Source organism: Streptomyces sp. NPDC060198 (genome assembly GCF_042728415.1).
Lineage (GTDB): Bacteria > Actinomycetota > Actinomycetes > Streptomycetales > Streptomycetaceae > Streptomyces.
On the sequence record NZ_JBHWZJ010000028.1, the window covers coordinates 1 to 26,942 of the forward strand.

The 26,942-nt window shown below is 71.1% G+C and carries 23 protein-coding genes; 9 read left to right on the forward strand and 14 right to left on the reverse strand.

Annotation, left to right across the window (positions count from 1 at the left end; translation table 11 throughout):
- From ACFWEP_RS06540 to ACFWEP_RS06555, 4 genes are all read right to left on the reverse strand, one after another.
- The coding region (locus ACFWEP_RS06540) for a GH1 family beta-glucosidase (RefSeq protein ID WP_387366519.1) at positions 1 to 1,419 on the reverse strand (1,419 nt) is incomplete at its 3' end.
- A gap of 20 nt (positions 1,420 to 1,439) precedes the next feature.
- On the reverse strand, positions 1,440 to 2,279 hold the full coding sequence (locus tag ACFWEP_RS06545) for a carbohydrate ABC transporter permease (RefSeq protein ID WP_387366607.1): 840 nt from the start codon (positions 2,277 to 2,279) through the stop codon (positions 1,440 to 1,442).
- Between the two features lie 49 nt (positions 2,280 to 2,328).
- The gene (locus ACFWEP_RS06550; RefSeq protein ID WP_387366522.1) at positions 2,329 to 3,339 is read right to left on the reverse strand and encodes a carbohydrate ABC transporter permease; all 1,011 of its coding nucleotides are present in this window, start codon (positions 3,337 to 3,339) and stop codon (positions 2,329 to 2,331) included.
- Positions 3,340 to 3,349: 10 nt separating this feature from the next.
- Positions 3,350 to 4,663 carry an ABC transporter substrate-binding protein gene (locus ACFWEP_RS06555; protein WP_387366525.1) on the reverse strand — a complete coding sequence of 438 codons (1,314 nt, stop codon included), beginning with the start codon at positions 4,661 to 4,663 and terminating at the stop codon, positions 3,350 to 3,352.
- A 142-nt stretch (positions 4,664 to 4,805) separates the two neighbouring features.
- Here ACFWEP_RS06555 and ACFWEP_RS06560 point away from each other — a divergent pair, with 142 nt between their 5' ends.
- Positions 4,806 to 6,161 (forward strand): ROK family protein, encoded by a 1,356-nt coding sequence (locus ACFWEP_RS06560; protein ID WP_387366528.1) that lies wholly within the window; start codon positions 4,806 to 4,808, stop codon positions 6,159 to 6,161.
- A gap of 181 nt (positions 6,162 to 6,342) precedes the next feature.
- Here the strand turns inward: ACFWEP_RS06560 and ACFWEP_RS06565 are convergent, their stop codons facing one another.
- Both ACFWEP_RS06565 and ACFWEP_RS06570 read right to left on the reverse strand, forming a co-directional pair.
- Complete coding sequence (locus ACFWEP_RS06565) at positions 6,343 to 6,852, reverse strand: hypothetical protein (RefSeq protein ID WP_387366531.1); 510 nt, start codon at positions 6,850 to 6,852, stop codon at positions 6,343 to 6,345.
- A gap of 305 nt (positions 6,853 to 7,157) precedes the next feature.
- Complete coding sequence (locus tag ACFWEP_RS06570) at positions 7,158 to 7,997, reverse strand: LysR family transcriptional regulator (protein ID WP_387366610.1); 840 nt, start codon at positions 7,995 to 7,997, stop codon at positions 7,158 to 7,160.
- Positions 7,998 to 8,145: 148 nt separating this feature from the next.
- Here ACFWEP_RS06570 and ACFWEP_RS06575 point away from each other — a divergent pair, with 148 nt between their 5' ends.
- From ACFWEP_RS06575 to ACFWEP_RS06585, 3 genes are all read left to right on the forward strand, one after another.
- A complete protein-coding gene (locus ACFWEP_RS06575) occupies positions 8,146 to 9,180 on the forward strand; it encodes a zinc-binding dehydrogenase (RefSeq protein WP_387366534.1) in 1,035 nt (344 codons plus the stop codon).
- 118 nt (positions 9,181 to 9,298) lie between these two features.
- Positions 9,299 to 10,711, forward strand: coding sequence for an FAD-dependent oxidoreductase (locus ACFWEP_RS06580; protein WP_387366537.1), 1,413 nt, complete (start codon positions 9,299 to 9,301; stop codon positions 10,709 to 10,711).
- A 167-nt stretch (positions 10,712 to 10,878) separates the two neighbouring features.
- Positions 10,879 to 12,147: a peptidoglycan DD-metalloendopeptidase family protein gene (locus tag ACFWEP_RS06585; protein WP_387366540.1), complete on the forward strand. Its 1,269-nt coding sequence runs from the start codon at positions 10,879 to 10,881 to the stop codon at positions 12,145 to 12,147.
- Here the strand turns inward: ACFWEP_RS06585 and ACFWEP_RS06590 are convergent.
- Positions 12,137 to 13,255 carry a DMT family transporter gene (locus ACFWEP_RS06590; RefSeq protein ID WP_387366543.1) on the reverse strand — a complete coding sequence of 373 codons (1,119 nt, stop codon included), beginning with the start codon at positions 13,253 to 13,255 and terminating at the stop codon, positions 12,137 to 12,139. The two genes, ACFWEP_RS06585 and ACFWEP_RS06590, sit on opposite strands and share 11 nt — an antisense overlap.
- A gap of 236 nt (positions 13,256 to 13,491) precedes the next feature.
- On the opposite strand from ACFWEP_RS06590, the gene glgA reads away from it, so the two are divergent.
- Complete coding sequence (gene glgA / locus ACFWEP_RS06595) at positions 13,492 to 14,661, forward strand: glycogen synthase (protein WP_387366546.1); 1,170 nt, start codon at positions 13,492 to 13,494, stop codon at positions 14,659 to 14,661.
- Between the two features lie 109 nt (positions 14,662 to 14,770).
- On the forward strand, positions 14,771 to 15,988 hold the full coding sequence (glgC, locus tag ACFWEP_RS06600) for a glucose-1-phosphate adenylyltransferase (protein ID WP_387366549.1): 1,218 nt from the start codon (positions 14,771 to 14,773) through the stop codon (positions 15,986 to 15,988).
- A gap of 66 nt (positions 15,989 to 16,054) precedes the next feature.
- Here glgC and ACFWEP_RS06605 read toward each other — a convergent pair whose 3' ends face one another.
- The 5 genes from ACFWEP_RS06605 to ACFWEP_RS06625 all read right to left on the reverse strand — a co-directional run bounded on the left by ACFWEP_RS06605 (position 16,055) and on the right by ACFWEP_RS06625 (position 21,011).
- Positions 16,055 to 16,510 (reverse strand): ATP-binding protein, encoded by a 456-nt coding sequence (locus tag ACFWEP_RS06605; protein WP_387366613.1) that lies wholly within the window; start codon positions 16,508 to 16,510, stop codon positions 16,055 to 16,057.
- 110 nt (positions 16,511 to 16,620) lie between these two features.
- A complete protein-coding gene (locus ACFWEP_RS06610) occupies positions 16,621 to 17,064 on the reverse strand; it encodes a response regulator (RefSeq protein ID WP_387366552.1) in 444 nt (147 codons plus the stop codon).
- Positions 17,061 to 18,686 carry a CHASE3 domain-containing protein gene (locus tag ACFWEP_RS06615; RefSeq protein WP_387366555.1) on the reverse strand — a complete coding sequence of 542 codons (1,626 nt, stop codon included), beginning with the start codon at positions 18,684 to 18,686 and terminating at the stop codon, positions 17,061 to 17,063. The genes ACFWEP_RS06610 and ACFWEP_RS06615 overlap by 4 nt, the downstream gene beginning before the upstream one ends.
- The gene (locus tag ACFWEP_RS06620; RefSeq protein WP_387366558.1) at positions 18,679 to 19,953 is read right to left on the reverse strand and encodes a PP2C family protein-serine/threonine phosphatase; all 1,275 of its coding nucleotides are present in this window, start codon (positions 19,951 to 19,953) and stop codon (positions 18,679 to 18,681) included. The genes ACFWEP_RS06615 and ACFWEP_RS06620 overlap by 8 nt, the downstream gene beginning before the upstream one ends.
- A 137-nt stretch (positions 19,954 to 20,090) precedes the next feature.
- The gene (locus tag ACFWEP_RS06625) at positions 20,091 to 21,011 is read right to left on the reverse strand and encodes an RNA polymerase sigma factor SigF (protein ID WP_387366616.1); all 921 of its coding nucleotides are present in this window, start codon (positions 21,009 to 21,011) and stop codon (positions 20,091 to 20,093) included.
- A 279-nt stretch (positions 21,012 to 21,290) separates the two neighbouring features.
- On the opposite strand from ACFWEP_RS06625, the gene ACFWEP_RS06630 reads away from it, so the two are divergent.
- On the forward strand, positions 21,291 to 22,772 hold the full coding sequence (locus ACFWEP_RS06630; protein ID WP_387366561.1) for an SDR family NAD(P)-dependent oxidoreductase: 1,482 nt from the start codon (positions 21,291 to 21,293) through the stop codon (positions 22,770 to 22,772).
- A gap of 415 nt (positions 22,773 to 23,187) precedes the next feature.
- Positions 23,188 to 23,361 carry a hypothetical protein gene (locus ACFWEP_RS06635; protein WP_387366565.1) on the forward strand — a complete coding sequence of 58 codons (174 nt, stop codon included), beginning with the start codon at positions 23,188 to 23,190 and terminating at the stop codon, positions 23,359 to 23,361.
- Positions 23,362 to 23,438: 77 nt separating this feature from the next.
- Here ACFWEP_RS06635 and ACFWEP_RS06640 read toward each other — a convergent pair whose 3' ends face one another.
- Positions 23,439 to 24,878: a lipase maturation factor family protein gene (locus ACFWEP_RS06640; RefSeq protein ID WP_387366568.1), complete on the reverse strand. Its 1,440-nt coding sequence runs from the start codon at positions 24,876 to 24,878 to the stop codon at positions 23,439 to 23,441.
- Positions 24,879 to 24,948: 70 nt separating this feature from the next.
- Positions 24,949 to 25,458, reverse strand: coding sequence for a DUF1990 family protein (locus tag ACFWEP_RS06645; RefSeq protein WP_387366571.1), 510 nt, complete (start codon positions 25,456 to 25,458; stop codon positions 24,949 to 24,951).
- Positions 25,459 to 25,654: 196 nt separating this feature from the next.
- Here ACFWEP_RS06645 and ACFWEP_RS06650 point away from each other — a divergent pair, with 196 nt between their 5' ends.
- Positions 25,655 to 26,872, forward strand: coding sequence for a DUF6777 domain-containing protein (locus ACFWEP_RS06650; protein WP_387366574.1), 1,218 nt, complete (start codon positions 25,655 to 25,657; stop codon positions 26,870 to 26,872).
- The last annotated feature ends 70 nt before the right edge of the window (positions 26,873 to 26,942 follow it).

The following is a 26,942-nucleotide window of genomic DNA, read 5'->3' on the forward strand; positions in this document are numbered from 1 at the left end:
CCCGATCAGCATCGCCATCAGGCCGGCGGTGAGGAAGAAGCCGAACGAGGTGACAAGATAGAGCTTCCCGATCTTCTTATGATCGGTCGTCGTCAGCCAGTCGATCACCGCGTAGCGCCGTCCGCTGGTCTTCACTGTACGGCGCTGGGTGTCGTAGTCGACGTGAACCAGCCCGAACCGCTTGTCGTATCCGTAGGCCCACTCGAAGTTGTCGAGCAGCGACCACGCGAAGTACCCGGCGAGCGGAGCTCCCTTGGCGACCGCCCGGCCACAGGCGGCCAGGTGCTCCTCCAAGTACCGCGTGCGCTCCGGGTCGTGGACCGATCCGTCGGCTGCGACCGTGTCCTGGTAGGACGATCCGTTCTCGGTGACGTAGATCTTCTGCGCGCCGTACTCCTCGGTCAGGCGCAGCAGGAGCTGCTCCAGGCCCTCGGCGTGGACTTCCCAGTCCATGTACGTCACGGGGGCGCCGGGCACCGGTACCTGCCGGGCGTGCGGGATGGGTCCCGACTCGTCGGCGGTGACGACCTGGCGGAAGTAGTAGTTCAGGCCGATCCAGTCGAGCGGAGCGGCGATGGTCTCCAAGTCGCCCGGCTGTACGGGGAGTTCGACTCCGTACTCGTCGAGCATGTCCTGCGGGTAGCCGCGGCCGTGGATCGGGTCGAGCCACCAGCGGTTGGTGTGTCCGTCGGCGCGGACCGCCGCCGCGATGTCGGCGGGGCTGTCGCTCGCCGGCTCGATCGGGCTGAGGTTGTTGACGATGCCGACCCGGGCGCCCGGCGAGGCGGCCCGGATCGCCTGCACGGCGAGGCCGTGACCGAGGTGGAGGTGGTACGAGGCGTGGACGGCGGCCGTGATGTCGGTCAGGCCCGGCGCCATCGTGCCTTCCAGGTGGCCGATCCACGCCGAGCACAGCGGCTCGTTGAGGGTCGCCCAGTCCTTGACGCGGTCGCCGAGGCGCTCGACGACGGCGGTGGTGTACGCCGCGAAGTGCTCGGCGGTCTCGCGGACCGTCCAGCCGCCCCGGTCCTGCAACGCCTGCGGGAGGTCCCAGTGGTAGAGCGTGGCGAAGGGGGTGATGCCGTTGCCCAGCAGCCCGTCCACCAGCCGGTCGTAGAAGTCCAGGCCCTTCTTGTTGACCGGGCCGTCACCGCCGGGAACGATGCGGGGCCAGGCCAGCGAGAAGCGGTACGCGCCCGCGCCGACCTCCTTGATCAGGCCGATGTCCTCGGGCACCCGGTGGTAGTGGTCGCAGGCCACGTCACCGGTGTCGCCCCCCGCCACCTTGCCGGGAGTGTGGGAGAAGGTGTCCCAGATGGAGGGGGAGCGGCCGTCCTCCGCCACGGCTCCCTCGATCTGGTACGCGGCGGTGGCCACGCCCCAGGTGAAGTCGGCCGGGAGGGCGTTGAGGTCGTTCACGGACTGCCTTTCTGAGTGGGTCACTTGACAGCGCCCGCCGTGAGGCCGGCGACGAGGTAGCGCTGGAGCAGGAGGAACCCGGCGACGACCGGGACGCTGACGACGAGCGAGGCCGCCATCACCTGGTTCCAGTAGACGTCGTTCTGGGTGGCGTATCCCTGGAGCCCCACGGCGAGGGTCCTGGTCGTGTCGTTCGTCATCACCGAGGCGAAGAGCACTTCGCCCCACGCCGTCATGAACGCGTACACGGCGACGGCGACGATGCCCGGCACGGCCGCCGGCACGACGACCCGGAACAGGGCGCCGAGCGGACCGCAGCCGTCCACCTTGGCGGCCTCGTCCAGGTCCTTCGGGATGGCGTCGAAGTATCCGATCAGCATCCAGATGGAGAAGGGGAGCGAGAACGTCAGATAGGTGAGGATGAGCCCGCCGCGCGAGCCGTAGAGCTCGATGCCCGTGCTGTTGCCGATGTTCACGTAGATGAGGAACAGCGGCAGCAGGAAGAGGATGCCGGGGAACATCTGGGTGGAGAGCACCGTGACCGTGAAGACCCGCTTGCCCCGGAAGGCGTAGCGGCTCACCGCGTACGCCGAGAACACCGCGATGATCACCGAGGCGACCGTGGCCGAACCCGCCACGATCAACGAGTTCACGAAGTACTTGGCGAGCGGGACGGTCTTCCAGATGTCGAAGTACGGCCGGACGGTGAGGCCCGACGGAATCCACTGGAACTTGCCCGACACGTCCTGGAGCGGCTTGAGCGAACTGCTGACCATGACGTACACGGGCAGCAGCACGAAGCCGGCGAGCAGGGTCAGGATGATCCGCCGGGTCCACACGAAGGACGCCGGCGCCGCCATCGGTGAGCGGCGTCCGCGCGTGGTGGCGCGGCGCTTGTGCGTGGTGGCGCTAGACACCGGAGCCCTTCCTTCCGCGTGAGGTGAGCAGCAGGTAGACGGACGTCACCAGCAGCAGGAAGAGCAGGAGGAGGACGGACATCGCCGAACCGGTGCCGAAGTTCCAGGTGACGAACGACGACTGGTAGATGTGCAGCGAGATGAGGTCCGCGTTCTCGGGTGCCGCACGGCCGAAGAGCACGAACGGTGTGTTGAAGTCGTTGAAGGTCCAGAGGAACAGGACCAGCACGAGAACCTGGTTGACCGGCCGCAGCGACGGCAGGGTGATCTTGCGGATCTGCTGCCAGATGCCGGCGCCGTCGATGGACGCGGCCTCGTACAGCTCGTTCGGGATGTTCTGGAGTCCGGCCATCAGGATGAGCAGGGCGAACGGCCAGCCCTTCCAGACCGAGACGACCAGCAGCGCGTAGAAGCTGTTGTCGCCGATCAGCCAGAACGACGGCTGGTCGGTGAGCCCTAGCTGGTCGTGCAGGACGTGGTTCACCAGGCCGTTGTCCCGCTGGAACATGAACGCCCAAGTGATGACGGCCGCGTAGACCGGCAGCGCGTACGGGACGAGGAAGATCGCCCGCAGCACGCCGCGGCCCCGGAAGTTCTCCTGGAGCATGATCGCGGCGGCCACGCCCAACAGCCAGGACAGGCCGACGGCGAAGAAGGTGAAGAGGCAGGTGACGAAGAAGGAGTGGAGCAGCGCCTTGCCGATGGGGGCATCGAAGTCGACCGCGACGGAATAGTTGTCCAGGCCGGTCCAGGGCGCGTTTCCCCAGTTGCTGATGAAGAACTGGGTGAGCTGGCGGAAGCTCATCACGATCCCGACGACCATCGGGATCAGGTGGACGAGCAGCTCGAGCAGGATCGCCGGAAGGAGCAGGAGATAGGGCAGTCCGCCGTTGCGGATCCGGTCGGGGATGCGCGGCAGTCTCCTGCGCGCACCCCCGGTGCCCCGGCCCCCACCGCTGTCCGACTTACCGACCCGGGGGTCGGCGGTCACGGTGGAAGTCATGATCGGTGCCTCACTGCCCCATGGTCTGCTGGGCCTTTTCGAGGGCCGCCTTGACGGTCTCGGTGGTCACCGGCTTGCCCGCGGCCGCGTCGGCCCACAGGTCCTTGACGGCGGTGCCCACGGCGGTTTCGAACTGGGACTCGTTCGGCACCTGGGGGAGCGGTGCCGCGCTCTTGCTCAGGGTGTCGCGCAGGACCGCGAGGTCCGCGGCGCCGAACGCGTCGTCGGCCTGGGCGGCCTTGACCGGCGGAATCGACCCGTAGGTCTTGTTGAGGAGCTTCTGCTCGTCGTCGCTGGTCATGAACTTCACGAACTGCTTGGCACCGTCGAGGTTCTTGGAGTTCTTGAACACCGCCATGTTTATGCCGGCGACCATGGAGTTGGTCTGCGCGTCCTGGCCCGGGGTCCCGGAGGGGACGGGCACGGGGGCGACGCCCCAGTCCTCCGGCTTCATGCCCTGGGCGGCGAACGTGGAGGCGGCGGCCTGCCACAGCACCATGCCGGTGCGGCCCTTGGCGAAGTCGGTGAGTGACTGGTTCTGGGCGTACTCCGCGTTGCCCGGAGCGATGATCTTGTCCTTGGCCATGAAGTCGATGTACTGCTTCACGGCGGCGACGGCACCGTCGGAGGTGAAGGTCGCCTTGCCGGAGGAGTCGAAGAAGTCGGCGCCGTGCTGCTTGCCGAGGACGAACACCTGGTGGATGTTGTTGGAGAGGTTGCCGCCCTCGGCGCCCAGACCCCACTTGCCGTCCTTGGACAGCTTCTTGCCGTCCGCGACCAGCTCGTCCCAGGTGGCGGGCGGCTGGGCGATGCCCGCGTCCGCGAACATCTTCTTGTTGTAGTAGAGCGCGTACGACAGCGAGTACAGCGGCACGGCGGCGGGGTCCTGACCCTCCACACCGGCCGAGGCGACCGCCGAGTCGACGAACCGGTCCCGGCCGCCGATCGCGTCGAAGTTCTTCGCGTCCCACGGCAGCAGCGCGCCGGACGCCTGGAGCGACGCGGACCAGGTGTTGCCGATGTTCAGCACGTCCGGGCCCTGGCCCGAGGTGGTGGCGGCGAGGATGCGGTTGAGGAGGTCTCCCCAGGGCACGACCTCCAGCTTCACCTTGATGCCGGTCTGCTCCTCGAACTTCTTCAGCTCGGGGGTGAGGATCTTCTTGTCCGCCTCGATGCTCGGGCCCTGGTTGGAAGCCCAGTAGGTGAGCGTCTTCGGCGAGGAGTTGCTGCCGCCGCCCGAGTCGGACCCGCCGCCGCAGCCGGTGACTCCGGCGGCGATGGAGATCGCGAGGGTGACGGCTGCGGCGGCTCTGATGTTGCGCATACGGGATGGCCCCTTTCCGGGGATGGCTGCGTTCGGGAACCGAACGGCCTCCATGACTTAATTTATGCCGTGATCTAAGAGCTGAAGGAAGGTCGCGTCAAGGGGTTGGACCGGGGTATGTTGCCGGAAGGAAGGGAGCAACATGGCCGAGCGCAACAGACGGACCGTGCGTGACCTGCGACGGGGCAACCGGGCAAGGGTATTGCAACGGTTGTATTTCGACGGCCCGCTGAGCCGTCAGGAGCTCGCACCGGCGACCGGGCTGAGTTCAGGTTCCATCAGCAACGTCGTCGCCGAACTCGTCGCCGAGGGCCTCCTCGAGGAGGCGGGCGTCGTCGACTCGGACGGTGGCCGACCGCGCACCCTTCTTCGGGTCGCGCCGGGCGGCGGCCTGCTGATCGGGATCGACATCGGCGAAACCCGGGTGCGCGTAGAGCTGTTCGACCTCGCTCTCACCGAACTCGCTCGCACCGAACGCCCGTTGGCCCAGCACGGGTACGACGTCGAGCGCATCGTCGGCCATGTGCGGGCCGCGGTCGCGGACGTCCTTGCCGACGCGGGCGCCGACGCGCGCCGGCTGCTCGGCATCGGCATCGGCGTCCCCGGCATCATCGAGCGCCATCACCCCTCGGGGAGTGAGGGCCCGGACGGAGCCGGGGCGGTCGTGCACGGACAGACGATCGGCTGGCGCGCAGTCCCCTTCGAGCGCCTGCTGCGCGAGGCCGTCGACATCCCGGACGAGGTTCCGTTCTTCATCGACAACGGTGCCAAGACGCTCGGCCAGGCAGAGATGTGGTTCGGCGGCGGCCGCGGCACGGACGCCGCCGCCATCGCCCTCATCGGCTCCGGCGTCGGCGCCTGCGTGAACCGCGGAGGTGTCCTGGACGAGAACCGCACCAGCGTCGCGCTCGAATGGGGCCACACCACCGTCCAGATGAGGGGGCGACGGTGCCGTTGCGGCTCGATCGGCTGCCTGGAGGCGTACGCCGGTGGCGAGGCGATGCGTGAACGCTGGTACGAGGCCGGCGGCCCGCTCCCCGTGGACACCGACGACGAAGCCGCGCTCGCCGCCCTCCTCACCGCCGCTTATCCGCCCCCCGGAGGCCCGGACCCCGACCCCGTCGCGGTCGCCCTGCTCGACGAGACCGCCGAATGCCTCGGCGCCGCGCTCGCGGACCTCGTCAACCTCTTCCTGCCCCGGCGCATCCTGCTCGGTGGATGGGCCGGACTCCTGATCGGTCCTCACCTGCTCCCCGCGATCCGCCGGTACGCCGACGCGTACGCACTGCGCCACGCCGCCGCCCGCGTCACCATCGAGATGGGCCGCCTCGGCCCGGACGCGGTCACCGTCGGCGCGGCCACCCTGCCGCTCTCCGACTTCCTCGCCCGCGGCGGCAGCCGCCCCGCGCCGTCACCCGCCCCCGACGCTCCGGCCGGCCCGGGCCGTAACCCGGCGGACGCGGTACGCGCCAGGGCGGTGGTGGCCGAGGGCGTGTGACAGGGCGAGAAACGGGGTGGTTTCCGGCCGGAACGAACCGACGGTCGGGCTCCGTACGGGCCGGTGACGTGACCGGGACGCGGGACGGGCGACAGGGCCGGGGACCGGCGGACTGCTCGGCAAGCCCGCGACGCGCCGGCCGCCGTCGAGCCGAGCGCCGCGGCGCTCGGGTACGCACGGCTCATGCGTACCGGAGGAGACCCTGTCCACCGCCGGGGAAGACCACCGATCGCGGATTCACGGCCACCGGGCAAGAACTCCACAGCTCCACCCCGGCCGCCATCAGCTCCACCACCGCACGATGTTCGCCCGTGGTCCATGCGGCGCACTGGTCTCCGAAAAGCTTCTCGTAGGCGCTGTCGTGCACCGCTCCCTGCTCCGGCAGCCGGTCGGACGCGCCGAGGCCGCGGGCCAGATCCTCGGAGAAGTTCCACGTGTCCAGAACCGCCCCGGGTGGAAGCTTCCGCCGTACGGGATCCTCCAGCCAGTGCTGGACCCGGAAGAGCTCCAGCACGTCGGCGCCCGAAACGGCCGGCCGCCCCCGCCGGCCCGCGTAGAGCCGCGCCTGCCGCACCGTCACGAACACGGGTACTCGCCGGTGGCCGTTCTCCCGGAGGGCGTACACCCGATCGGGATCGTCGCCCTGCCCGCCGATCCACAGGACCACCGCGCTTCGGTCGTGCCCGCGCACCCGGTACGTGTGAAGACGCCCACCTCCGGTGCGGAACCCGTTTTCCCGCCCGCCCGACTCGATCGCCGCCATGCCCCACTGTGACACGGCCCGCGGAATCCGCCGTGGCATTTCTCAGGGCCGCCGCGGCCGCCCCTCACCACGGAGTCAGGACCCCGCGCAGCCGACAGGGGTGGAAGTAGGCAGCACCGACACCATGCAGATCCACGTCTGCCCGACCTCCTCCGAGCATCCGCACACCGGCCTGATCCAGTGAACCGTCGGCCGGTCACAGCCCTGCGCGACGGCTGGTGTCAAGGACCGAGTCAGGGGGCCGCGGCCCTCAACTCCCGCACCAGGGCACGCACGACGGCGGACGCGGCCGATTCCGGCGTGGCGACGAAACCGATCGTGCGCGACGGCCGGTCGGGCCCGAGGGCGGAGACCACGACCGACTCCGGCGCTCCGGTCAGGGACAGTGCGGGCATGATCGCCATGCCGTGCCCTCCGGCCACCAGGGCGAGGACCGCTCCGTCGTCCTCGGCCTCGACGGTCGCCTCCGGGATCCAGTCCTGCGCCGCCCACCAGCCGCGGGTGTACGAGCCGCAGTTCTCGGCCCAGTCCACCAACGGAAGCGTACGCGGGGCGGCATGGCCCGCCGCGTGCACCAGGGAGTACGGCTCCTCGAAGAGCCGGCTCGCGACCAGACCCGTCGGGAGCGGTGCCGAGCCGTCCAGCGTGGTGATGGCCATGTCCGCCTTGCCGTCGGCCACTTCGCCGGCCGCGCCGCGCCCGACCTCGCGGACGATACGCACCCGGGGCTCGATCCCCGGATGCCGGGCGCGCAACCGCTCCAGGGCGGGAGGCAGCAGGTGGAGTGCCGCGCTGCGGAAGGCGGCGATCCGCAGCGGACCCTCCGCCGCGCCGGACCCCGCCGCGCCGCGCGCCTCGGCGGTCATGATGTCCAACAGCCGCAGGACGCGCCGGGCGTACGCCACGGCCGTCTCCCCGGCAGGGGTGGGACGGGCTCCGGTGCGGCCGCGTTCGAAGAGGACCGCACCGATCTTGCGCTCGCTGCCGCGGACCGAGTGGGAGACCGCGGACTGGGTCAGACCGAGCTTCCCGGCCGCGGACGAGAAGCCTCCGGTCTCCGCGACGGCCACCATGACACGCAGTTCGTGCGGGGCGAGATCGGACGGGGGTGTGCGGGCCACGGGCGGCTCACCTCGTTGTATGAGAACCGCTCATCGAACGGCGAATCGTATGAGCCCAACGGGCTGCCGGCCGGGCGTACGCGCATCCTACGGTCCGGTCATGAACGAGATCGCGCTCACCGTGCACCAGACCGCCCGTCCTGACGGCTTCCCCACCACCGGGGACTTCTCCTTCGTCGAGTCCGCTCTTCCCGAACCAGCGGTCGGCAGCGCGCTGGTGGAGAACCTCTACTGGTCCGTCGACCCGTACCACCGCGAGATGATGGACGACGTACCCGGTGGCTTCACGCTCGGCGCACCGCTGGAGGGACGCACCATCGGGCGGATCGTCGCGTCGCGCACGCCCAGGCTGGCCGAGGGGGAGATCGTGTTCCACCGGTCGGGCTGGCGTACGCACTCCGTGGTCACGCCCGACGAGATCCGGCGGCTGCCCCGTTTCGAAGGGGTGCCCCTGTCCGCGTACCTGAGCATCCTCGGAGGCACCGGCCTGACCGCTTACGTGGGTCTGACCCGCATCGCCCGTCTCCAGGAGGGCGACGACCTGTTCGTGTCGGCCGCCGGCGGAGGCGTCGGTACGGCGACCGGGCGGTTCGCCCGACTGCTGGGCGCCGGACGGCTCGTGGGGAGCGCCGGGTCCGCTGCGAAGGCCGGCCACCTCGTGCGGGAAGTCGGCTACGACGCCGTCTTCGACTACCACGAGGGGCCCGCGGCGGAGCTGCTGGAGAAGGCCGCGCCGGACGGCATCGACGTGTTCGTCGACAACGTCGGTGGCGACCAGCTGGCCGCGGCGGTGGGAGCGTTGCGCGAACACGGCCGTATCGTCCGCATCGGCACCCTCAGCCAGTACAACACTTCCAAGACGCCCCCGCCGGACTTCGACTACGCGCACATCGTGGAGAAGAGCATCCGCATGGAAGGCTTCCTGGTCAGGAACTACCTCGATGTGCAGGAGGAGTTGTACGAGTTCGCGGTCCCGCATCTGCAGAGCGGCCGACTCGTGCCGGACGCCACTGTGGTCGACGGGTTCGAACACATCGTGGACGCGTTCCTGGGCATGCTGCGCGGCCACAACACCGGCAAGATCATCGTGCGGGGTCACCTGTCCGAGCCGCACGCGAACCGGACCCGGGAGTGACGCCCTGGGATTTTGGGAACCACCGCGTCATCGTCGCAGTCCGCGCATACGGGCGGACCCCGGTGATCCGGCTCGCGGACCCCGGCGCTGACGTCTTCACCTCGTGAGGAGGCACTCCATGGCACGGGTCGCGGTGATCGGAGCGGGGATCTGCGGACTGGCGGCGGCGCTCATGCTCGGCCGACGGGGCCACACGGTCACCCTGTTCGAGCAGGACGCGCGACAGGCCCAAGACGACCTGGACCAGGACTTCTTCCACTGGAAACGGCCGCGGGTCCCGCAGGCGGACCAGCCCCACGCGCTGCTCGCCCCCGTGCGTACGGTGCTGCGCGCCGAAACCCCCGACGTCTACGCGGACATGCTGGCGCGCGGAGCCCGGGAGTACCACGAGTTCGACTGGTTCGGTGAACATCCGCCGTACCGGGCCGGCGACGAGGACCTGGTGACCCTGCGCACCCGCCGCATCGTCCTGGAGGCGGCCCTGTTCGCGGCCGTACGACGGGAACCCGCCGTCGTGGTGCGGTCGGGCTGCCGGGTGCGCGGGCTCACCGTCGAGGCCGGCCGCCCCGCCCGGGTCACCGGCGTCCGGGTGGGGGAGGGGGCGCACCGGGCGGACCTCGTCGTCGACGCCTCCGGCCGCCGCTCGCCGGTGCCCGGCTGGCTGATCGAGTCCGGCTGCCGCTCGCCCGTGGCCGAGAGCCACCGCACGGGGATCGCCTATCTGTGCCGCTGGTACCGCCCGCGGCCCGGCGGTCCGCGTGATCCCGGGCGGGTGAAGACCGGTTCGGCCGCACCGTTCGCCCTCGCCGGAGTCTTCCCCTCGGACAACGGCGTCTTCGCGGTGAACCTGGTCGTCTCCACGGGTGACCCGACGCGGGGCGCCCTCATGGACCCCGCCGTCTTCGAGGCCGCCGCCCGGCTCTTCCCCGCCATCGCTGCCTGGCTCGCCCTGGCTCCCGTACCGCGGTCGGCCGTCCTGGCGATGGCCGGGCTGGACAACCGCTGGACCGCCCTCGCCGACGAGTACGGCCCCGTCGTCAGAGGCCTGGTCAATGCCGGGGACAGCCTCGTCCACACCAACCCCACCCTGGGCCAGGGGACGGCTCTCGGCCTGCGCGCCGCCCAGTACCTCGCCGCCCACGCCGACCCGATCGCCGACGACCCCACCGTGTACCACGACTGGACGAACCGGACCCTGCGCCCGTGGTTCGACGGGCAGGTGGCGGCCGACCGGGCCAACGGGCGGCGCCTCGCGGAGGGTTCACCCCACCCGGACCGGTGGTCCGCCGCCCGGGCCGCCTGCGCCGACGACGATCCCGTCGTCATGAGGGCCCGGTCCCAGGTACGCCATCTCCTGCTCCACCCCCACGAGGCCTACGGCACCGATGAGGTGGACCGGCACGTCGGCGCCTGGCTCGCCGTCCGTCCGGACTTCACGCCCCGGTACGACGGCCCGGCCCGGGACCAGTGGGTCGCGGTCGTCGGGGGCCGTCAGGAAGGAGTGACGGCGGACACGCCTCGTCACCCGTGACCGCTCACCGCGCTCGCGGCCCTGGTCAGGCCCGGCGCCGGGGGTTCCGGGACTCGGCAACCGACTTCGACGGGTATGTCGATGGTGCCGCGTACTTGTCACGAGCCTTTGTGCGCACCTAAGTTGACGCCTGAACTCTGTCCACCTGCCAGCGGGGGAGCCTCATCATGGCCGCGAACGGACGACACCGCAGATACCAGCCGAGTCGGATCAACCGGGCGTCGCTCACGGTGACGGCGGGCGGCGCGGGGATAGCCCTGCCGCTGATCACGGCGGGCACGGCGCACGCCGCGTCCGTCGACACGTGGGAGAAGGTCGCCGCCTGCGAGTCCACGAACAACTGGCACATCAACAGCGGCAACGGCTACTACGGCGGACTCCAGTTCAGCGGGTCCACCTGGGCCGCGTACGGAGGCACCGCCTTCGCCGCACGCGCGGATCTCGCGACCAAGGGCCAGCAGATCGCGATCGCCGAGAAGGTCCTCGACGGGCAGGGCCCCGGCGCCTGGCCCGTCTGCTCCGAGCGGGCAGGACTGACGCGCGACGACGCGGAGTCCGGGACCGTCGCACAGACCCAGGGGTCCCGCCCCGCCGCGTTACCGGCCACGGCCGAGCAGGCGCCGAAGAAGACCCCGGCCGCCACCGCCAAGAAGACCGAGGCCGCCACCGTCGAGCAGGCGCCGAAGAAGACCCCCGCCGCCACCCCCACCACGGTGCCGGGCAAGCGCGAGGCGTACACCGTGGCGCGCGGCGACTCGCTCTCCGCCATCGCCTCCGCCGAACGGCTCCAGGGCGGCTGGCAGCGGCTCTACACCGACAACCGCTCGGTGATCGGCGAGGACCCCGACCTCATCCTCCCCGGCCAGCGACTCGACCTCGCCCCCGCCCGAACGTCGTCCGGCACCTCCACCGGAAAGCCGAAGGCATCGGCCCAGCCGGACACGAAGCCCGCGGCCGCCAAGCCCGCGGCCGCCAAACCCGCCGCGGCGAAACCGGCGGCCGAGCCCGCCCCCGCCAAGCAGTCGGCGAAGTCCGCCGCCATGGTCGCCCCCGTCCAGGCGTCCACCGGAACCCCCTACCACCAGTCCGGCTCCTGGGCCAGCGGCTACCACACCGGCGTCGACTTCCCGGTCGCCACCGGTACCTCGGTGAAGGCCGTGGCCAAGGGAACGGTCGTCTCCGCCGGCTGGGCCGGCGCCTACGGGTACGAGATCGTCATCCGTCACGGAGACGGGAAGTACAGCCAGTACGCACACCTCTCCGCCCTCAACGTGCGCGCCGGACAGTCGGTCTCCGCGGGCCAGCGCATCGCCCGCTCAGGCTCCACCGGCAACGCCACCGGCCCGCACCTCCACTTCGAGATCCGCACCGGACCCTCCTACGGCTCCGACGTGAACCCCCTCGCCTACCTGAGGGCCGGCGGGGTCAAGGTCTGATCCCGGGCCCGGGAGCGGCGGACGCGGGCCCGCCCACCTCCGGGGAGCCGGCCCGCGACCGCTCGGCCCCGCCCGGCCCGGCAGGCGGCTCGGGTTCCTCGGCGGGTCCAGGCAGTGTCACCGGGCCCCGCCCGCCCTTCCGGGGGCGGGGCGGGCGCCCCGCGCCACGGCCCTCCCCGCCCGCGCCCCGGGAAGGCGGTCCTTCCTGCCGCTCCGCGGCCAGCCGCTGAGTCGTCAGCAGCACCAGCCCGGCCGCCGCGAGCACACCGCTCGCCAACGCCAGCAGGGTGCCCACCAGCCCGAAGCGGAAGTGCTCCCCGAACAGCGTGAGCCCGACCACCGCGGCCACCACCGGGTTCACCACCGTCACCGTGGCCAGCGGGGCGGTCAGCCCCGCACCCCGGTACGCCGCCTGGGACAACAGCAGCCCCGCGGCCGCGAACACCGCGATCACCAGCAGCGACGGCAGCCCCTCCCCGAGCGCGCCCGACGTCCACTCGACCGCCACCGTCTTCGTGAAGACCGAGGCCATCCCGAACGCCACCCCCGCGCCGGTCGCCAGCACCACACTGCGCATCATCGCGCGCTGCGCACCCGGGGCGTGTGCCGAGAGTCCCGCCCGTCCGGCGGCCGACGGCGCTCCTTGCGACACACGCCCCAGCCCCTGACCCGCCAGGAAGAGCGCCGCGACCGCCCCGAAGGTCGCGGTCGCCAGCAGCAGTTGGTCGGCGCCACCCAGCGCGTGCGACTCGGAGCTCCCGGTGAGCGCCAGCAGACCGGCGAGTCCCACCGTCGCCATGACGGCCCCGCGCCACGCGGTGCGCCCCGCCGCCCGCCCGACGAAGAGCGCCGCCATCGGCAGCGCGAAGACGATCGTCAACGCCCCGAGCGGCTGCACGAGGCTGAGCGGCCCGTAAGCAAGCGCCACCACGTGCAGCAGCGCCCCCGTGCCGTTGAGCCCCACGGCCGCCCACCAGGCCGCGTTGCGCAGCGGCGCGTACGAGCGCCCGTCCCCGCCCGAGGCCACCCGCTCCTGCACGATCGCCCCGGCCGCGTACGCGACCGCGGAGACCAGGGACAGCAGCACCGAAAGCACCAGGGAACTCATGTGACCACGATGTCCTCCACAAGCCGCCGAGTCGTCGTCCCAGAGTGGGCGATCCGGCGTACTGCCTCCGCAGTACGGGCAGGTGTGCGACGTCCTTCCTCCGACGGTAGCCCTCCTTCCCCCGGGCCGCCGGAGAAGAACCGCACCGCCACCCGGCGTACCCGCAGAGTGACGACAGCTCCACCGACACGTGACGGGGTCTTTCGCGCACGCTCCGCGTGAGTGACCATCAAGGCATGAGGGTCGGACTGCTCACCCGCGAGTACCCCCCCGGCGTGTACGGCGGCGCCGGCGTTCATGTCGAGTTCCTGGCGCGCGAACTACGGCCACTGGTCGATCTCGCCGTGCACGCCTGGGGCGAGCCCGACGGCCGGGAGGACGGCGTGCACTGGCACCGCCCGGCGCTCGGGGACGGAGCCAACGACGCGTTGCGCGCGTTCTCGGTGGACCTGTCGATGGCCGCCGCGCTCGGCGACCGCGACCTGGTCCACTCGCACACCTGGTACACCAACCTCGCCGGCCACCTCGCCAAGCTCCAGCACGGCGTTGTGCACGTGGTCACCTGCCACTCGCTGGAACCGCTGCGCCCCTGGAAGGCCGAGCAGCTCGGCGGCGGGTACGCCCTCTCCGCCTGGGCCGAGCGCACCGCCCTCGCCTCCGCCGACGCGGTCGTCGCGGTGTCGCACGGCATGCGCGCCGACATCCTCGCCTGCTATCCGGAGCTCGACGCGGACCGGGTGCGGGTCATCCACAACGGCATCGACACCCGTCTCTACGCCCCCGACCCCGGCACGGACGTCCTGCGCCGTCTCGGCATCGACCCGGACCGGCCGTACGTCCTGTTCGTCGGACGTATCACCCGCCAGAAGGGCGTCCCGCACCTGCTGCGCGCGGCGCGTCTGCTGGAGCCGGGCACTCAGCTGGTGCTGTGCGCGGGAGCCGCCGACACCCCCGAGCTCGCCGAGGAGTTCCGCCTCGCGTACGAGGAACTCGACGCGGGCCGCAAGGGCGTCCACTGGATCCCGCAGATGCTCGACCGGCCCGACGTGGTCCAACTCCTCACCCACGCGGCGGTGTTCGTCTGTCCGTCGGTCTACGAGCCGCTCGGTATCGTCAACCTGGAGGCGATGGCGTGCGGTACCCCCGTGGTCGCCTCCGCGGTCGGCGGCATCCCCGAGGTGGTGGAAGACGGGCGAACGGGGGTACTCGTCCCCTACGACGAGAAGGAGCCGGAACTCTTCGAACTCCGGCTCGCCGAAGCGCTGAACACGGTCGTCGGCGACCGGGCCGCGGCCCGGCGGATGGGTGCGGCCGGACGGCTGCGCGCCGTCGAGGAGTTCGGGTGGGACCGGGTGGCCGGCCGCACGGCGGAGTTGTACCGGGAGTTCAGCGCGACGAGCAAGTGACGTGACCACCGGCGGATGCGGCCGGGCAGGCGTGACCGGACAGACATGACCGGGCGGGCGTGACCGGACGGACCTGACCGGACAGGTGTGACCGGACAAAGGGGCGGCGATGCGCGGTGGACCTTCGGTGCTCGGGATCGTACTCGCGGGAGGGGAGGGCAAGCGGCTGATGCCGCTCACCACCGACCGGGCCAAACCGGCGGTGACGTTCGGCGGCACGTACCGGCTGGTCGACTTCGTGCTGTCCAGTCTGGTCAACGCGGACGTGTTGCGCATCTGCGTGCTGACGCAGTACAAGTCGCACTCGCTCGACCGGCACATCTCCACGACCTGGCGGATGTCCAGCCTGCTGGGCAACTACGTCACCCCCGTGCCCGCACAGCAACGGCTGGGCCCGCGCTGGTACTTGGGCAGCGCCGACGCCATCCTCCAGTCGCTGAACCTGGTCCACGACGAACAGCCGGACTACGTCGCCGTGTTCGGCGCCGACCACGTCTACCGCATGGACCCGCGCCACATGCTGGCCCAGCACATCGACAACGGTGCGGGCGTCACCGTCGCCGGGATCAAGGTGCCGCGCGCCGAGGCGTCCGCGTTCGGCATCATCACACCGGGCAGCGACGGCACCCAGGTCGAGAGGTTCCTGGAGAAGCCCACCGACCCGCCGGGCCTGCCCGGTGACCCCGACCGGGTCTTCGCCTCGATGGGCAACTACCTCTTCAGCACGAAGGTCCTGGTGGACGCGTTGCACCGGGATGCCGAGGACCCGCACTCGGTCCACGACATGGGTGGCTCGATCCTGCCGATGCTCACCGCGCGCGGACAGGCCCAGGTCTACGACTTCGACGAGAACCACGTGCCCGGCGAGACGTCCGTACAACACGGCTACTGGCGTGACGTGGGCACGCTCGACGCCTACTACGACGCCCACATGGACCTGCTCTCCGACAGACCGGCCTTCAGTCTCGACAACCGCCGCTGGCCCATCTACACCCACGCCGGTCCGCTGCCGCCCGCGCGGATCGTGGCCGGCGGGATCGCGAGCGAGTCGGTCATCAGCCCCGGCTGCGTGATCCGCGGCCAGGTCTCCCGGTCGGTCCTCTCGCCCGGCGTCGTCGTCGCCGAGGGGGCCGTCGTCCAGGGGTCGGTGCTGCACGACAACGTGCGGGTGGGGCGTGGGGCGATCGTGCGAGGAGCGATCCTCGACAAGAACGTCGACGTGCCTCCCGGGGCGGCGATCGGCGTCAACCAGGAGCGGGACCGGGAGTTCTACACGGTCTCCGGCAACGGTGTCATCGCCCTGGGCAAGGGCCAGCCGGTGCGCTGAGGAGCGGCCCGGCGTGTCCGGGCCGAGCCCGTCGGTTCGGGAGCCCAGGTTCTTCGGAGCCGAGGTTCAGGAACCGAGCCGGAACTCGGCCCGGATCCGCTTGCCCACCGGGACCGCCTCCGCCGTCACCCGGTCGCAGAGCGCCACCACGATCTCCATGCCGTGTCCGCCGAGCCGCGAGGGGTCGGGGGAGTACAGCACCGGCAGCGCGGTGCTGCTGTCGTAGACCGTGACACTCACACGCTCGGCGGTGCCCTCCAGCTCCAGGAGGTACGGGCCGTGGCTGTAGCGGTCCGCATTGGTGACCAGCTCGCTGACCGTCAGCATCAGATCGCTGCGGGTATGGGTCCCGAGCGGGGCGAACCACTCGGCCGCGAGCCGGGTCAGGAACCGGTCCGCCAGGGCGCGCGCCTGGGCGATGCACCCGGGCTCACCGTCGAACACCTCCGCCGTGAGCAGTACGTCGGTACAGGGGATGCCCGGTCCGGGTACGTCCGGCAGCGAAGCGGCCTGTTCGTTCATGTGCTCCAGCCAGGGCCCGGCGAGGGAGGTGAGAGTCGTTGTCACGGGGAGCCGTCTACCCGGGCCGGGGCATCCCACTCCTGGTGATTCCGGGGAATCCTCTCCCGGGCTCACGTACGCCCCGGAAGCCGTACCACCGTCACGAAGAACTCGTCGATCTGCCGGACCGCCGCGATGAACTGGTCCAGGTCGACCGGCTTGGTGACGTAGGCGTTGGCGTGCAGTTTGTAACTGCGCAGGATGTCCTCCTCGGCGGAGGACGTCGTCAGCACCACCACCGGGATGGTGGCCAGCTCCGCGTCGCTCTTGATCTGCTCCAGCACCTGACGGCCGTCGTACTTCGGCAGATTCAGGTCCAGCAGGATCAGGTCCGGCCGCGGAGCCCCGGCGTGCGGGCCGCGCCGGTAGAGGAAGTCCAGCGCCTCCTGCCCGTCGCGCACCACGTGCAGGGTGTTGCGGATCTTGTTGTCCTCGAACGCCTCGCGCGTCATGAGCTCGTCGCCGGGGTCGTCCTCCACCAGGAGAACCTCGATCGGCTGTACGGAACTGGTCACGTGGCATCTCCCGACGGGGCGGCGAGGAGGGCGGGAGCCAGGAGCTCCGCCGTGGTGTGCGTGGGGGCATCAGGACTGACGGGCAGGGTGAAGTGGATCAGCGTACCCTCACCCGGCTCCGGATCCAGCCAGATCCGGCCCCCGTGGAACTCGATGATCTTCCGGCAGAGCGAAAGCCCGATGCCGGTGCCGTCGTAGGCGTCCCTGGCGTGCAGCCGCTGGAAGATGATGAACACCTTGTCCGCGAACTCCGGCGCGATGCCGATGCCGTTGTCCGCCACCGTGAAGTGCCACAGCTCGTCCTCGCGGACGCACCCCACCGTGATCCGGCACGGTACGTCCTCGCGGCGGAACTTCACCGCGTTGCCGATCAGGTTCTGCCACACCATCGCCAGCGTCGTGGAGTCACCGAGGATCTCGGGCAGCTCTTCCTTCCGGACGATCTCCGCGCCCGCGTCCTCGATCGCCAGCGTCAGATTGGCGAGCGCGCGGTCGAGCCCGCGCTCCATGTCCACCGGCTGCCAGCTCTCGTGCACCCGGCCCACCCGCGAGAAGGTGAGCAGGTCGTTGATGAGCACCTGCATGCGCTTGGCGCCGTCCACCGCGAAGTCGATGTACTGCTTGCCGCGCGCGTCCAGTTCCTCGCCGTACCGCTTCTCCAGCAACTGGCAGAACGAGGCCACCTTGCGCAGCGGCTCCTGGAGGTCGTGCGAGGCCACGTAGGCGAACTGCTCCAGCTCCGCGTTGGAGCGCCGCAGCTCCTCCGTCTGCTCGGCGAGCAGGGTCTCGCGGCTCTTGGACTCGGCGAGCTCGTCCACCAGACGGACCCGCATGGACTCGACGGCCGTGGCCACCGACCGCACGTCCGAGGGGCCGCGTACGTCGATCTTCCCCTCGAACGCCCCCGACCTGACCTCGTCCGAAGCGGCCCGCAGCCGGTTCAGCGGCCTGCCGACCACCCGGTGGAAGAGCAGGCTCAGCGCGATCACGGAGGCGAGGAAGCCGGCGATCAGCGCGATGAGCACCCGGTCGCGGGTCGCGCGGGCGTCGTCCAGCTCTTCACGGGCGTGGTCGCGGGCCTTGTCCAGGTGATCCTGCTGAGCGCCGTAGAGAGCGCGCAGTGCGTCGAACTCCTTCTTGCTCTGGAGCAGCGGGGCCGACGCCTCGCTGGTGGGACCGCTGGCCCGCACCGCTCCGACCAGCGGCTCGGCCTGCGAGGTGCGCCACTTCTCGGCCGCCGACGCGATCCGGTCCAGGTCACCGGCGTACGGCTGCTCGGACCCGACCAGCTCCCGGACCCGGGCCAGCCGCTCCTTCTCGTCGCGCTGGCCCTGTTTGTACGGTTCGAGGAACGAGTCGTCGCCGGTGAGCACGAAGCCCCGGACGCCGGTCTCCTGGTTGAGCAGCGCGTTCTGCAGCTGGAAGGAGGCGGAGCGCGCCGGCTGGACCCGGTCGACCAGCTCCGTCGTCCGGGCGGACATCTCGTTGAGGACCACCGCGCCGATCACCAGGCACGTGACCACGACGACGACGAAGCCGCCCAGGATGAGGTGGACCCAGCTCTGCACCGACAGCCGTGAGGCGCCTCCAGCGCGTATGGGCTTCCTCGTGGAGTCAGCCATCGTTTCCTACCTTTCCCCAGCTCAGATGCAGTACGGCCACGTCGTCGGCGAGCCCGCCGTAGGGTGCGGCCCCGGCCGCGGCCCCCGCCACGAGGGCGTCGATGAACGGCCTGGCCGCCAGCGACGAGCAGCCCTGCGCCATCGCGAGGAGCCCCTCCTCGCCGAGACGGCTGTCGGGGCCCGTACGCCCCTCGAAGAGACCGTCGGTGAAGAGCACCAGACTGCTGTCCGGGCCCAGCGCCAGTTCGCTCTCCGACCAGTGCCGCGCGCCCGGCAGCAGCCCGAGCGCCATACCGGTCTCGGGCTCCACCCAGGAGACCTTGTCGCCCTCGCGCAGCAGCAGCCCGGGGTGACCGGCCCGCACGATGCCCACGCTTCTCCCGTCCGGCGGAAAGGTGAGCGTGGTGACCGTCGCGAAGAGGTGCGGGTCGGAACGCTCCGCCACCAGGATCTCTTCCAGAAGATTGGTCTGGTCGAGCGGGCTGGTGCCACAGAGCACCGCGGTACGCCAGGCCACCCGCAGACACACCCCGAGCGCGGCCTCGGCGGCGCCGTGGCCCGACACGTCCCCTATGACCGCGTGGACCGTGCCGTCCGCGGTCTGCACCACGTCGTAGAAGTCACCGCTCAGCAGTGCGTGGACCCGTCCCGGTTCGTAACGGGCCACTGCCTCGAAGCGGTCGTCCCGCAACAGCGGCACGGGCAGCAGCCCCCGCTCCAGGCGGGCGTTCTCCTGGGCCATCTGCTGATTCGCACGCAAGGCCGCCGAGGCCCGCTCCACCTGCTTGCGCTGGAGCGCGTACCGGATCGCACGGCCCAGCGCCTCCGGATCGAGCCGCCCCTTCGCCAGGTAGTCCTGGGCGCCACTGGCCACGGCCGAGAGGCCGGTGCCGGCCTCCGTCAGCCCGGTCAGCACCACGATGGCCGCGTCCCCGGACGCCTCCACGATCTGCGTCACGGCGTCGAGCCCGTGCACGTCGGGAAGGTGCAGATCCAGCAACACACAGACGGGGGTGCGGCAGGTCCGCAGGAACTGTCGTGCCTCCGCCAGCGTCTTGCACCAGGTGAGCGAGGGGTCCAGGTCGCTGTCGGAGAGCATCTCCTCGACCAGGAGGGCATCCCCGGCATCGTCCTCCACCAGAAGGATCACCGCGTCCATGCCCCAAACGGAGCCGTCCGCCGCGGCGACGGCCGTCGTCTGCTGAGCGGGAACCGTGGCGGGTCCTGCCTGAAGGACCGGCCCACCCCTCGTGGGCAGCTCGGTCACACTCCACCCCCTCGTAAGGAAGGCACGGGTCACCCCGCGCCGTGCCTGGAAGCATAAATGACCCACGCCCGGTGCCGGAGCGCCGGACGTGGGTCACGGAAGGACTCGCCGGAGCCTGTCCGGCGGCCGTCTCCCGGCTATGCCTCGACGGACATCCCGGCCCGCAGCCGCGCCACGATCCGGCTCAGCAGCCGCGACACGTGCATCTGCGAGACACCCAGCTCGGCACCGATCTGCGCCTGGGTCATCTCCTGCCCGAACCGCATCTGCACGATGCGGCGCTCGCGGTCGTCGAGCTGCTCCAGCAGCGGCGCGAGGGTGTGCAGGTTCTCGACGGTCTCCATCGCGGGGTCCCGCTCGCCCAGCATCTCCGCGTAGGCCCGCTGGTCCTGGCCGTCGTCACTCTCGGACGACGGGGTGTCCAGCGAACCGGCCGAGTAGCCGTTGGCGGCGACGAGCCCCTCGATGATCTCCTCCTCGGAGAGGTCGAGGTGGGCCGACAGCTCCTTCACCGTGGGGTCGCGGTCCAGCTGCGAGGAGAGCTGCTCCTTCGCCTTGGCCAGTTCGACGCGAAGCTCCTGGAGCCGGCGCGGCACGTGCACGGACCACGTGGTGTCGCGGAAGAACCGCTTGATCTCGCCCACGATGTACGGCACCGCGAACGTGGCGAACTCCACCTCGCGCGAGAGGTCGAACCGGTCGATCGCCTTGATCAGACCGATCGTGCCCACCTGGATGATGTCCTCGGTGTCGTCCCCGCCCCGGTTGCGGAACCGCGAGGCGGCGAACCGCACCAGTGAGAGATTCATCTCGATCAGTGTGTTGCGCGCGTACTGGTGCTCGCGGGTTCCCTCCTCCATCGTCTGGAGGCGGTCGAAGAAGATCTTCGACAGGGCCCGCGCGTCCTGCGGGGCCACCTTCCCGGCGTCTTCGATCCAGGGCAGTTCGTCCTGGTCGGCCCCCGTACCGACACCGGCAGGTGCCAGCGTCCCCGCCCGGTCGTGCCACGTTGCTGCCGTGGCGCCGGCTCCGGTGGTCCGCAGTGACATCGCCGTCATGGTGTCGCCCTCCCTGTTGCCATAGCTGTCGGTCCGGCGTCTGCCCGGGGATCCGGGACTCATGCCTGCCGATTTCAGAAAATTTTGCGGAGATCCCGTCGCTACCCCGAGCGGACCGGTGGGTGGGCCGCGTCACGGCCCCGGGCGGGGCCCGCCCCCGGTACGTACCGGGCCCCGCACACCCGGACGGAGGAGGCGCGCGCGCATGGCAGACTTGACCGGGTGTTTGGGCCCGCGACGACCAGTGGCCCGCGGGTCCAGGACGACAGAGGAAGCAGCATGACGGTGACAGAGGAAAGCCAGGGACTCGCGCCCGGGATCGAGGACTTCGGTCCCGGTATCGCTCCGGATCGGCTGGCCGTCTGCCTGAGCGTGCTGGACGAGCTCGACACCATCGACGTCGACCACCCGGACGCCATCAGGGTGCGACGGGCCACCGCCGGGATCTACCGGACCGTGAAGCAGCGCCGTCGCCAGGAGCGCCGCGCCGCCAAGACGGCCCACGACAAGTCGGTCACCGAGGCGACCGCCACCGGCTCCGCCGAGCGGATCGACGACGAGACGCAGGGCGTACTGCCCTCCTCCTCGGCGACCGCCGAGATCGCGGGCATCCTCCAGCGACCGCGGTCCTGCTACATCTGCAAGACCCGCTACACCGAGGTGGACGCCTTCTACCACCAGCTCTGCCAGGACTGCGCCCGCGAGAACCGGGCCCGGCGCGACGCGCGTACCGACCTCACGGGCCGCCGCGCGCTGCTCACCGGTGGCCGGGCGAAGATCGGCATGTACATCGCCTTGCGGCTGCTGCGCGACGGCGCGCACACCACGATCACGACCCGCTTCCCGAACGACGCGATCCGCCGCTTCAAGGCGATGCCGGACAGCGACGAGTGGATCCACCGCCTGAAGATCGTCGGCATCGACCTCCGCGACCCCGCCCAGGTCGTCGCGCTGGCCGACTCCGTGGCCGCCGAGGGCCCGCTGGACATCCTGATCAACAACGCGGCCCAGACGGTACGCCGTTCCCCGGAGGCGTACAGCGAGCTGGTCGCCGCCGAGTCGGCGCCGCTGCCCGCGGGCGCGCTGCCCCCGGCCGAGGTCATCGGCACCTTCGGCAGCGGCAGCGTCGACCGGGTGGCCGCACTGCCCGCCGCACGCAAGGAGGGGCTGACCGCCGACGACGTCACAGGTCTGGCTCTGGTCACCGGGTCCGCCTCGCCGGCGCGCATCGCGGCCGGCACGGCCATCGACGCGGGCGGACTCGTACCCGACCTGCACCACACCAACAGCTGGATCCAGACGGTGGAGGAGGTCGAGCCGATCGAACTCCTGGAGGTGCAGCTGTGCAACTCCACCGCGCCGTTCATCCTCATCAGCCGGCTGCGTCCGGCGATGGCCGCCGCCGCGGGCCGGGCGTACGTCGTGAACGTCTCCGCCATGGAGGGCGTCTTCAGCCGCGGCTACAAGGGAGCGGGCCACCCGCACACCAACATGGCCAAGGCTGCGCTGAACATGCTGACGCGCACCAGTGCCCAGGAGATGTTCGAGAAGGACCGCATCCTGATGACGGCCGTCGACACCGGCTGGATCACCGACGAGCGCCCGCACCCCGACAAGATGCGGCTGGCCGAGGAGGGCTTCCACGCCCCGCTCGACCTGGTGGACGGCGCAGCCCGCGTCTACGACCCGATCGTGCGTGGCGAAGCGGGCGAGGAGCTCTACGGCTGCTTCCTGAAGGACTACGCGCCCGCGGGCTGGTGAGACCGGGCGCCCGCGAAGACACCAGGCGCCCGCGCGAGGTCACAGGACGGCCGTACTCCGACCCGGAGTGCGGCCGTCCTGCCGTCCCGGCCTTCTCACGCGTCCCAGCCTGCCCCGGAGCCCCCGCCGCAGCCCCGCTGAGCGCTTTCTTTTGGCCGAAAGTGACCCAGGGCACACGTTCTGTCGAGCGGGATGGCGCTCATTTGGTTACGCTGGGGCGAACGGACGGCACCGAGGGATCCGACGAAGCTTCCTCGACCGTTCTGGGACAGGTCTGCAACCAGACCGTCGTCCTGCCCCGTACCGGCGCCACCGCGACCGTATGCCCATGCCCTTGCCCCTGCCTGCGGCGGTCCACGGTGGAAAGCCGCGGTACCCCGACTGCCGGGGGTTACGCGACGCGAAGGAGTGCGCGGTGACACCTGAACTGACGACCGACGAGAAACGACCGGCCGAGCGAAGCGAAAGCCGGGCCCGTAGGCCCGAGAAGCTTCTGAACATCGAGGTCTGGGCCAGGTCGGCCCCGATCCGGCTGGCCGGATACGAGGACGACCTCGCCGAACCGCACATCCTGCCCGGCATCGACTGACCCCCGGCCGCCCTCCGCGCCAGAGCCCGGTCCCACCCCCTCGGGCGGGACCGGGCTCTCGCACGTCCGGGGTGCGCTCACCCGGGATCCTCCGGAGGGCGGAGCGGCACCGGGCGGATCACCGGGCGCATGAACTCCCGCACGTAGGTGCGGTGCCACCACCGGCCGGTGCTCCGCAGCTCGGCCGCGTCGGTGAAGCGGTACCGGTACACCGACGCGCGCACCTGGGCGGGCGGCCCGTCGGGGAAGGGGTTGTGGCCCAGCAACCGCAGGGTGTCCCGGTCGCCGCGCAGCAGCCGTTCCGTGAACGGGCCGAACCAGGCACGGGCGTACGCGGGGGAGAGCGCGGCGAACCACATCATCCAGTCGAGCCGCAGATGGTACGGCGCGAACTGGCGGGGAAGACGCCCCGGATCCCCGGGCTTCCCCCGGAATCCGTACTCCCGCCAGCGGGTCCCCGGGTGGATCACCATGTCGTCCGTTCCCTCGACGACGACTTCGAGCCGCACCCTGCTGATGCTGCCGAACGCGCCGTAGGTGTTGACCAGATGGAGCGGGTCGTAGGAGCGGTTCATCACCTGGCGGCGGGAGAGCAGATTGCGGGCCGGCCGGTAACCGAGCACCAGGAGAAGGGCGGTGACCGCGCAGACCACGATCTCGTACCAGAGCGGGGCGCCGGGAAGGGGCCGGTAGGGGCCCGCGAGCGGGGACCAGTCGATCGCCGGGAGCGCGAGGGTGACCGTGAGCCAGTTCAGCCAGGCGAAGTTGCCGGAGAGGATCAGCCACAGCTGGGTGACGATCATGACGGCCGCCGCCACGCTCGCCACCGGCTGAGGTGTGAACAGCAGGAAGGGGAGGAGTAGTTGGGTGACATGGTTGGCGGCGACCTCCACCCGGTGCACGGGCGCCGGCAGATGGTGGAAGAACCAGCTGAGCGGACCCGGCATCGGCTGCGTCTCATGGTGGAAGTCCAGGCAGGTCAGCCGGCGCCAGCACTCGTCCCCGCGCATCTTGATGAGACCGGCCCCGAACTCCACCCGGAACAGCAGCCAGCGCGTCATCCAGAGCAGCATGACCGGCGGCGCCGTCCGCTCGTTGCCGAGGAAGATCGCCAGGAACCCCGTCTCCAGCAGCAGTGACTCCCAGCCGAAGCCGTACCAGACCTGCCCGACCTGCACGATCGAGAGGTACAGGACCCAGGGCAGCGCCCACAGGAGAAGGGCACCCCACAGCGGCAGCAGGCCGTCCAGCCCGGCCAGGAGCGCGACGGAGACCGTGCAGCCCGACCATGCGACGGCGGCGAAGAAGCGGTCCGAGTAGTGGAGCCGGAAGAGCCCGGGAGCGGTGGTCCAGCGCGTGCGCCGCAGCAGTTCGGGCACCGGCAGCATGCCCCGCTCGCCGATCAGCGCGCGGAACTGGAGGGCAGCGGTGAGGAACGCGGTGAGATAGACGGCGGCGAGAGCCCGCTGGAAGATCAGCCTGCTCAGCCCGTAGTCGTCCGCGGTGAACCAGTCCACCGGCGTCATTATCGGCCGACCCGGCCCCGCGCCGCGTGACCGACGCGGCGCTCGCGAGGACCTGGCCCGCTCAGCCCGCGGCGGCGATGCGGCGCAGCGTCCGCCCCAGGCGTCGGACGTAGCGCCGCTGGAACACCCTGACGAGCGGTCCGGCCAGGCGGGTGTACCAGAGGGCGGGCCGGGAGAACGCCGTGACGGCGAACCAGACGGTCCCGTCGTCCGCGAGTTCGACCGCGAAGGACTCCTCACCCCTCTCCGGATGGCCGGCGAGTGTTCCGTACGCGAAGCCGATGCGCTCTCGGGTGTACTCGGCCCAGATCACTTCGCAGGGAGCCACGAAACGCAACGGCCCGACCCGCAGGGTCACTTCGACAAAACCGCCTGCCTCGGCGCGGTCGGCGGACGCGTCGACGAGGGTCCCGGCGGCACGATGCATGCGCCACTCGGTCACCGCCGCCCCGGCGGCCTCGAACGCGGCCCGGCCCCCGCCGATCCGGGCGCGGTGGCGCAGATGGTCGTACCCGTGCGGCAGTGGGTCCGTGCGGGTGGCGCCGATCTCCGGGTAGGTGAAAGTGCTCACCGGTCGTCCCTCCGATGTGTACGCCCGCCGACCTTGATGCCGCGGACATGACGTCGAGCCCGAGGCCCAGCGTAGTGCCTGGTTTGAACGTGTTCAAGGCTGCGCCGGGCGGCCGTATCCCGGCTTGCGACCGGTGCGGAGGTGCGTCAGACATGAGGGGACCCACCACCCCCGTACGTACTGGCAGGAGAGCACCGTGCGCTCGTCCCGACGACTTCCGTATGCCCTGTCCGCCGTGGTCTCCGTGGCCGCTCTCTCCGCGACCGGGTGTTCCGGCGCGCCCGGCGCGGCCCGGCCCGCGGCGGCGACCGCCGGGCACGAGGTGGTGCTCCAGCCGGCCGCCGCCCGGGGACCGGCGCCCTTCACCCGGTCCACGGCGGGAGCGGTTCCCGGGGCCGAGGAGGGGCAGCCGCTGCCGGCGAACGGCGCTCCCGCCGCCGCCCCGGCCGTCCACACCGTCACGGGTGACGCGGCGGGACTCTACGGAGGTGTCCGGAACACGCCCAGTTGCGATGTGGCGGCGCAGGCCGACCTGCTGACCGAGGACTCCGGCCGGGCGCGGGCCTTCGCGGCGGTGGCGGGCATCGAGGCGGTGCAGATCCCCGGCTACCTGCGGGCGCTGACTCCGGTGGTGCTGCGGGCCGACGTCCGGGTCACCGACCACGGGTTCGACGGGGGCGCCCCCACCAGATTCCAGGCCGTGCTCCAGTCGGGTACCGCCGTGATGGTCGACAGCCGGGGGCTGCCACGGGTGCGGTGCGCCTCCGGTGATCCGCTCGCACCCGCGGTACCCCTCACCGGGCGGGTCGCCGACAGCGGTGAGCGCTGGGCCGCGTACGCCCCGGAGCGGGTCCTGGACGTCGCCCCCAGCACACGCGTACTGGAGAGCCTGGTCATCGCGGATCTCGTGGAGCGGACATGGATCGAGCGGCCGGTCGGAGAGGGCACCGAGGACAAGAACCCCGCCGCCCCGCCTGCGGCCGACCCGGGTGACGGCTTCTTCCCCTTCTCTCCCGACGTGTCACCGCAGGGGCCTGACGGTACGGCGGACTCGGGCGTCCGCGACCCCGGTTCGCCGGACTCCTCGGACGCGCCCGCCGACGGCCTGCCGGAGTTCACCGAGGACACCGCTGCCGACGGTCTGCCGGACTTCACGAGTGAGGCTCCCGCCGATGATCTGCCGGACTTCACGGGCGACACCGCCGTGGACGGCCTTCCGGACTTCACGGGCGACGTGGACGAGGGGCCCGGCCTTCCGGACTTCACGGGCGACGTGGACGAGGGGCCCGGCCTTCCGGACTTCACCGGGGACGCGTACCCGGACCTGCCCGACTTCACCGACGGCGAGGGCTCCTCGGTCCAGGGCGGCGCCGGTGGCCCGGGCGGAGGGGGGCCGGAGACGTCCACCGCGTGACCGGCGGAGGCCGCGCCGCCGTGCTCGGACCCGCTCCCGCCGTGACCCGCTCGAAGAATCCGACAAATGG

What these genes read in the sequence shown, in the direction of transcription:
- ACFWEP_RS06545 (WP_387366607.1), bottom strand. Translation starts at nt 2,279, where the DNA reads ATGGCGGCGCCGGCGTCCTTCGTGTGGACCCGGCGGATCATCCTGACC.
- ACFWEP_RS06580 (WP_387366537.1), top strand. Translation starts at nt 9,299, where the DNA reads ATGGCACGGGTCGCGGTGATCGGAGCGGGGATCTGCGGACTGGCGGCG.
- ACFWEP_RS06625 (WP_387366616.1), bottom strand. Translation starts at nt 21,011, where the DNA reads ATGACGGCGATGTCACTGCGGACCACCGGAGCCGGCGCCACGGCAGCA.
- ACFWEP_RS06605 (WP_387366613.1), bottom strand. Translation starts at nt 16,510, where the DNA reads ATGAACGAACAGGCCGCTTCGCTGCCGGACGTACCCGGACCGGGCATC.
- glgC (WP_387366549.1), top strand. Translation starts at nt 14,771, where the DNA reads ATGCGCGGTGGACCTTCGGTGCTCGGGATCGTACTCGCGGGAGGGGAG.
- ACFWEP_RS06570 (WP_387366610.1), bottom strand. Translation starts at nt 7,997, where the DNA reads ATGGTGGCCGTCGCGGAGACCGGAGGCTTCTCGTCCGCGGCCGGGAAG.
- ACFWEP_RS06615 (WP_387366555.1), bottom strand. Translation starts at nt 18,686, where the DNA reads ATGGCTGACTCCACGAGGAAGCCCATACGCGCTGGAGGCGCCTCACGG.
- ACFWEP_RS06555 (WP_387366525.1), bottom strand. Translation starts at nt 4,663, where the DNA reads ATGCGCAACATCAGAGCCGCCGCAGCCGTCACCCTCGCGATCTCCATC.
- ACFWEP_RS06585 (WP_387366540.1), top strand. Translation starts at nt 10,879, where the DNA reads ATGGCCGCGAACGGACGACACCGCAGATACCAGCCGAGTCGGATCAAC.
- glgA (WP_387366546.1), top strand. Translation starts at nt 13,492, where the DNA reads ATGAGGGTCGGACTGCTCACCCGCGAGTACCCCCCCGGCGTGTACGGC.
- ACFWEP_RS06590 (WP_387366543.1), bottom strand. Translation starts at nt 13,255, where the DNA reads ATGAGTTCCCTGGTGCTTTCGGTGCTGCTGTCCCTGGTCTCCGCGGTC.
- ACFWEP_RS06575 (WP_387366534.1), top strand. Translation starts at nt 8,146, where the DNA reads ATGAACGAGATCGCGCTCACCGTGCACCAGACCGCCCGTCCTGACGGC.
- ACFWEP_RS06630 (WP_387366561.1), top strand. Translation starts at nt 21,291, where the DNA reads ATGACGGTGACAGAGGAAAGCCAGGGACTCGCGCCCGGGATCGAGGAC.
- ACFWEP_RS06550 (WP_387366522.1), bottom strand. Translation starts at nt 3,339, where the DNA reads ATGACTTCCACCGTGACCGCCGACCCCCGGGTCGGTAAGTCGGACAGC.
- ACFWEP_RS06560 (WP_387366528.1), top strand. Translation starts at nt 4,806, where the DNA reads ATGGCCGAGCGCAACAGACGGACCGTGCGTGACCTGCGACGGGGCAAC.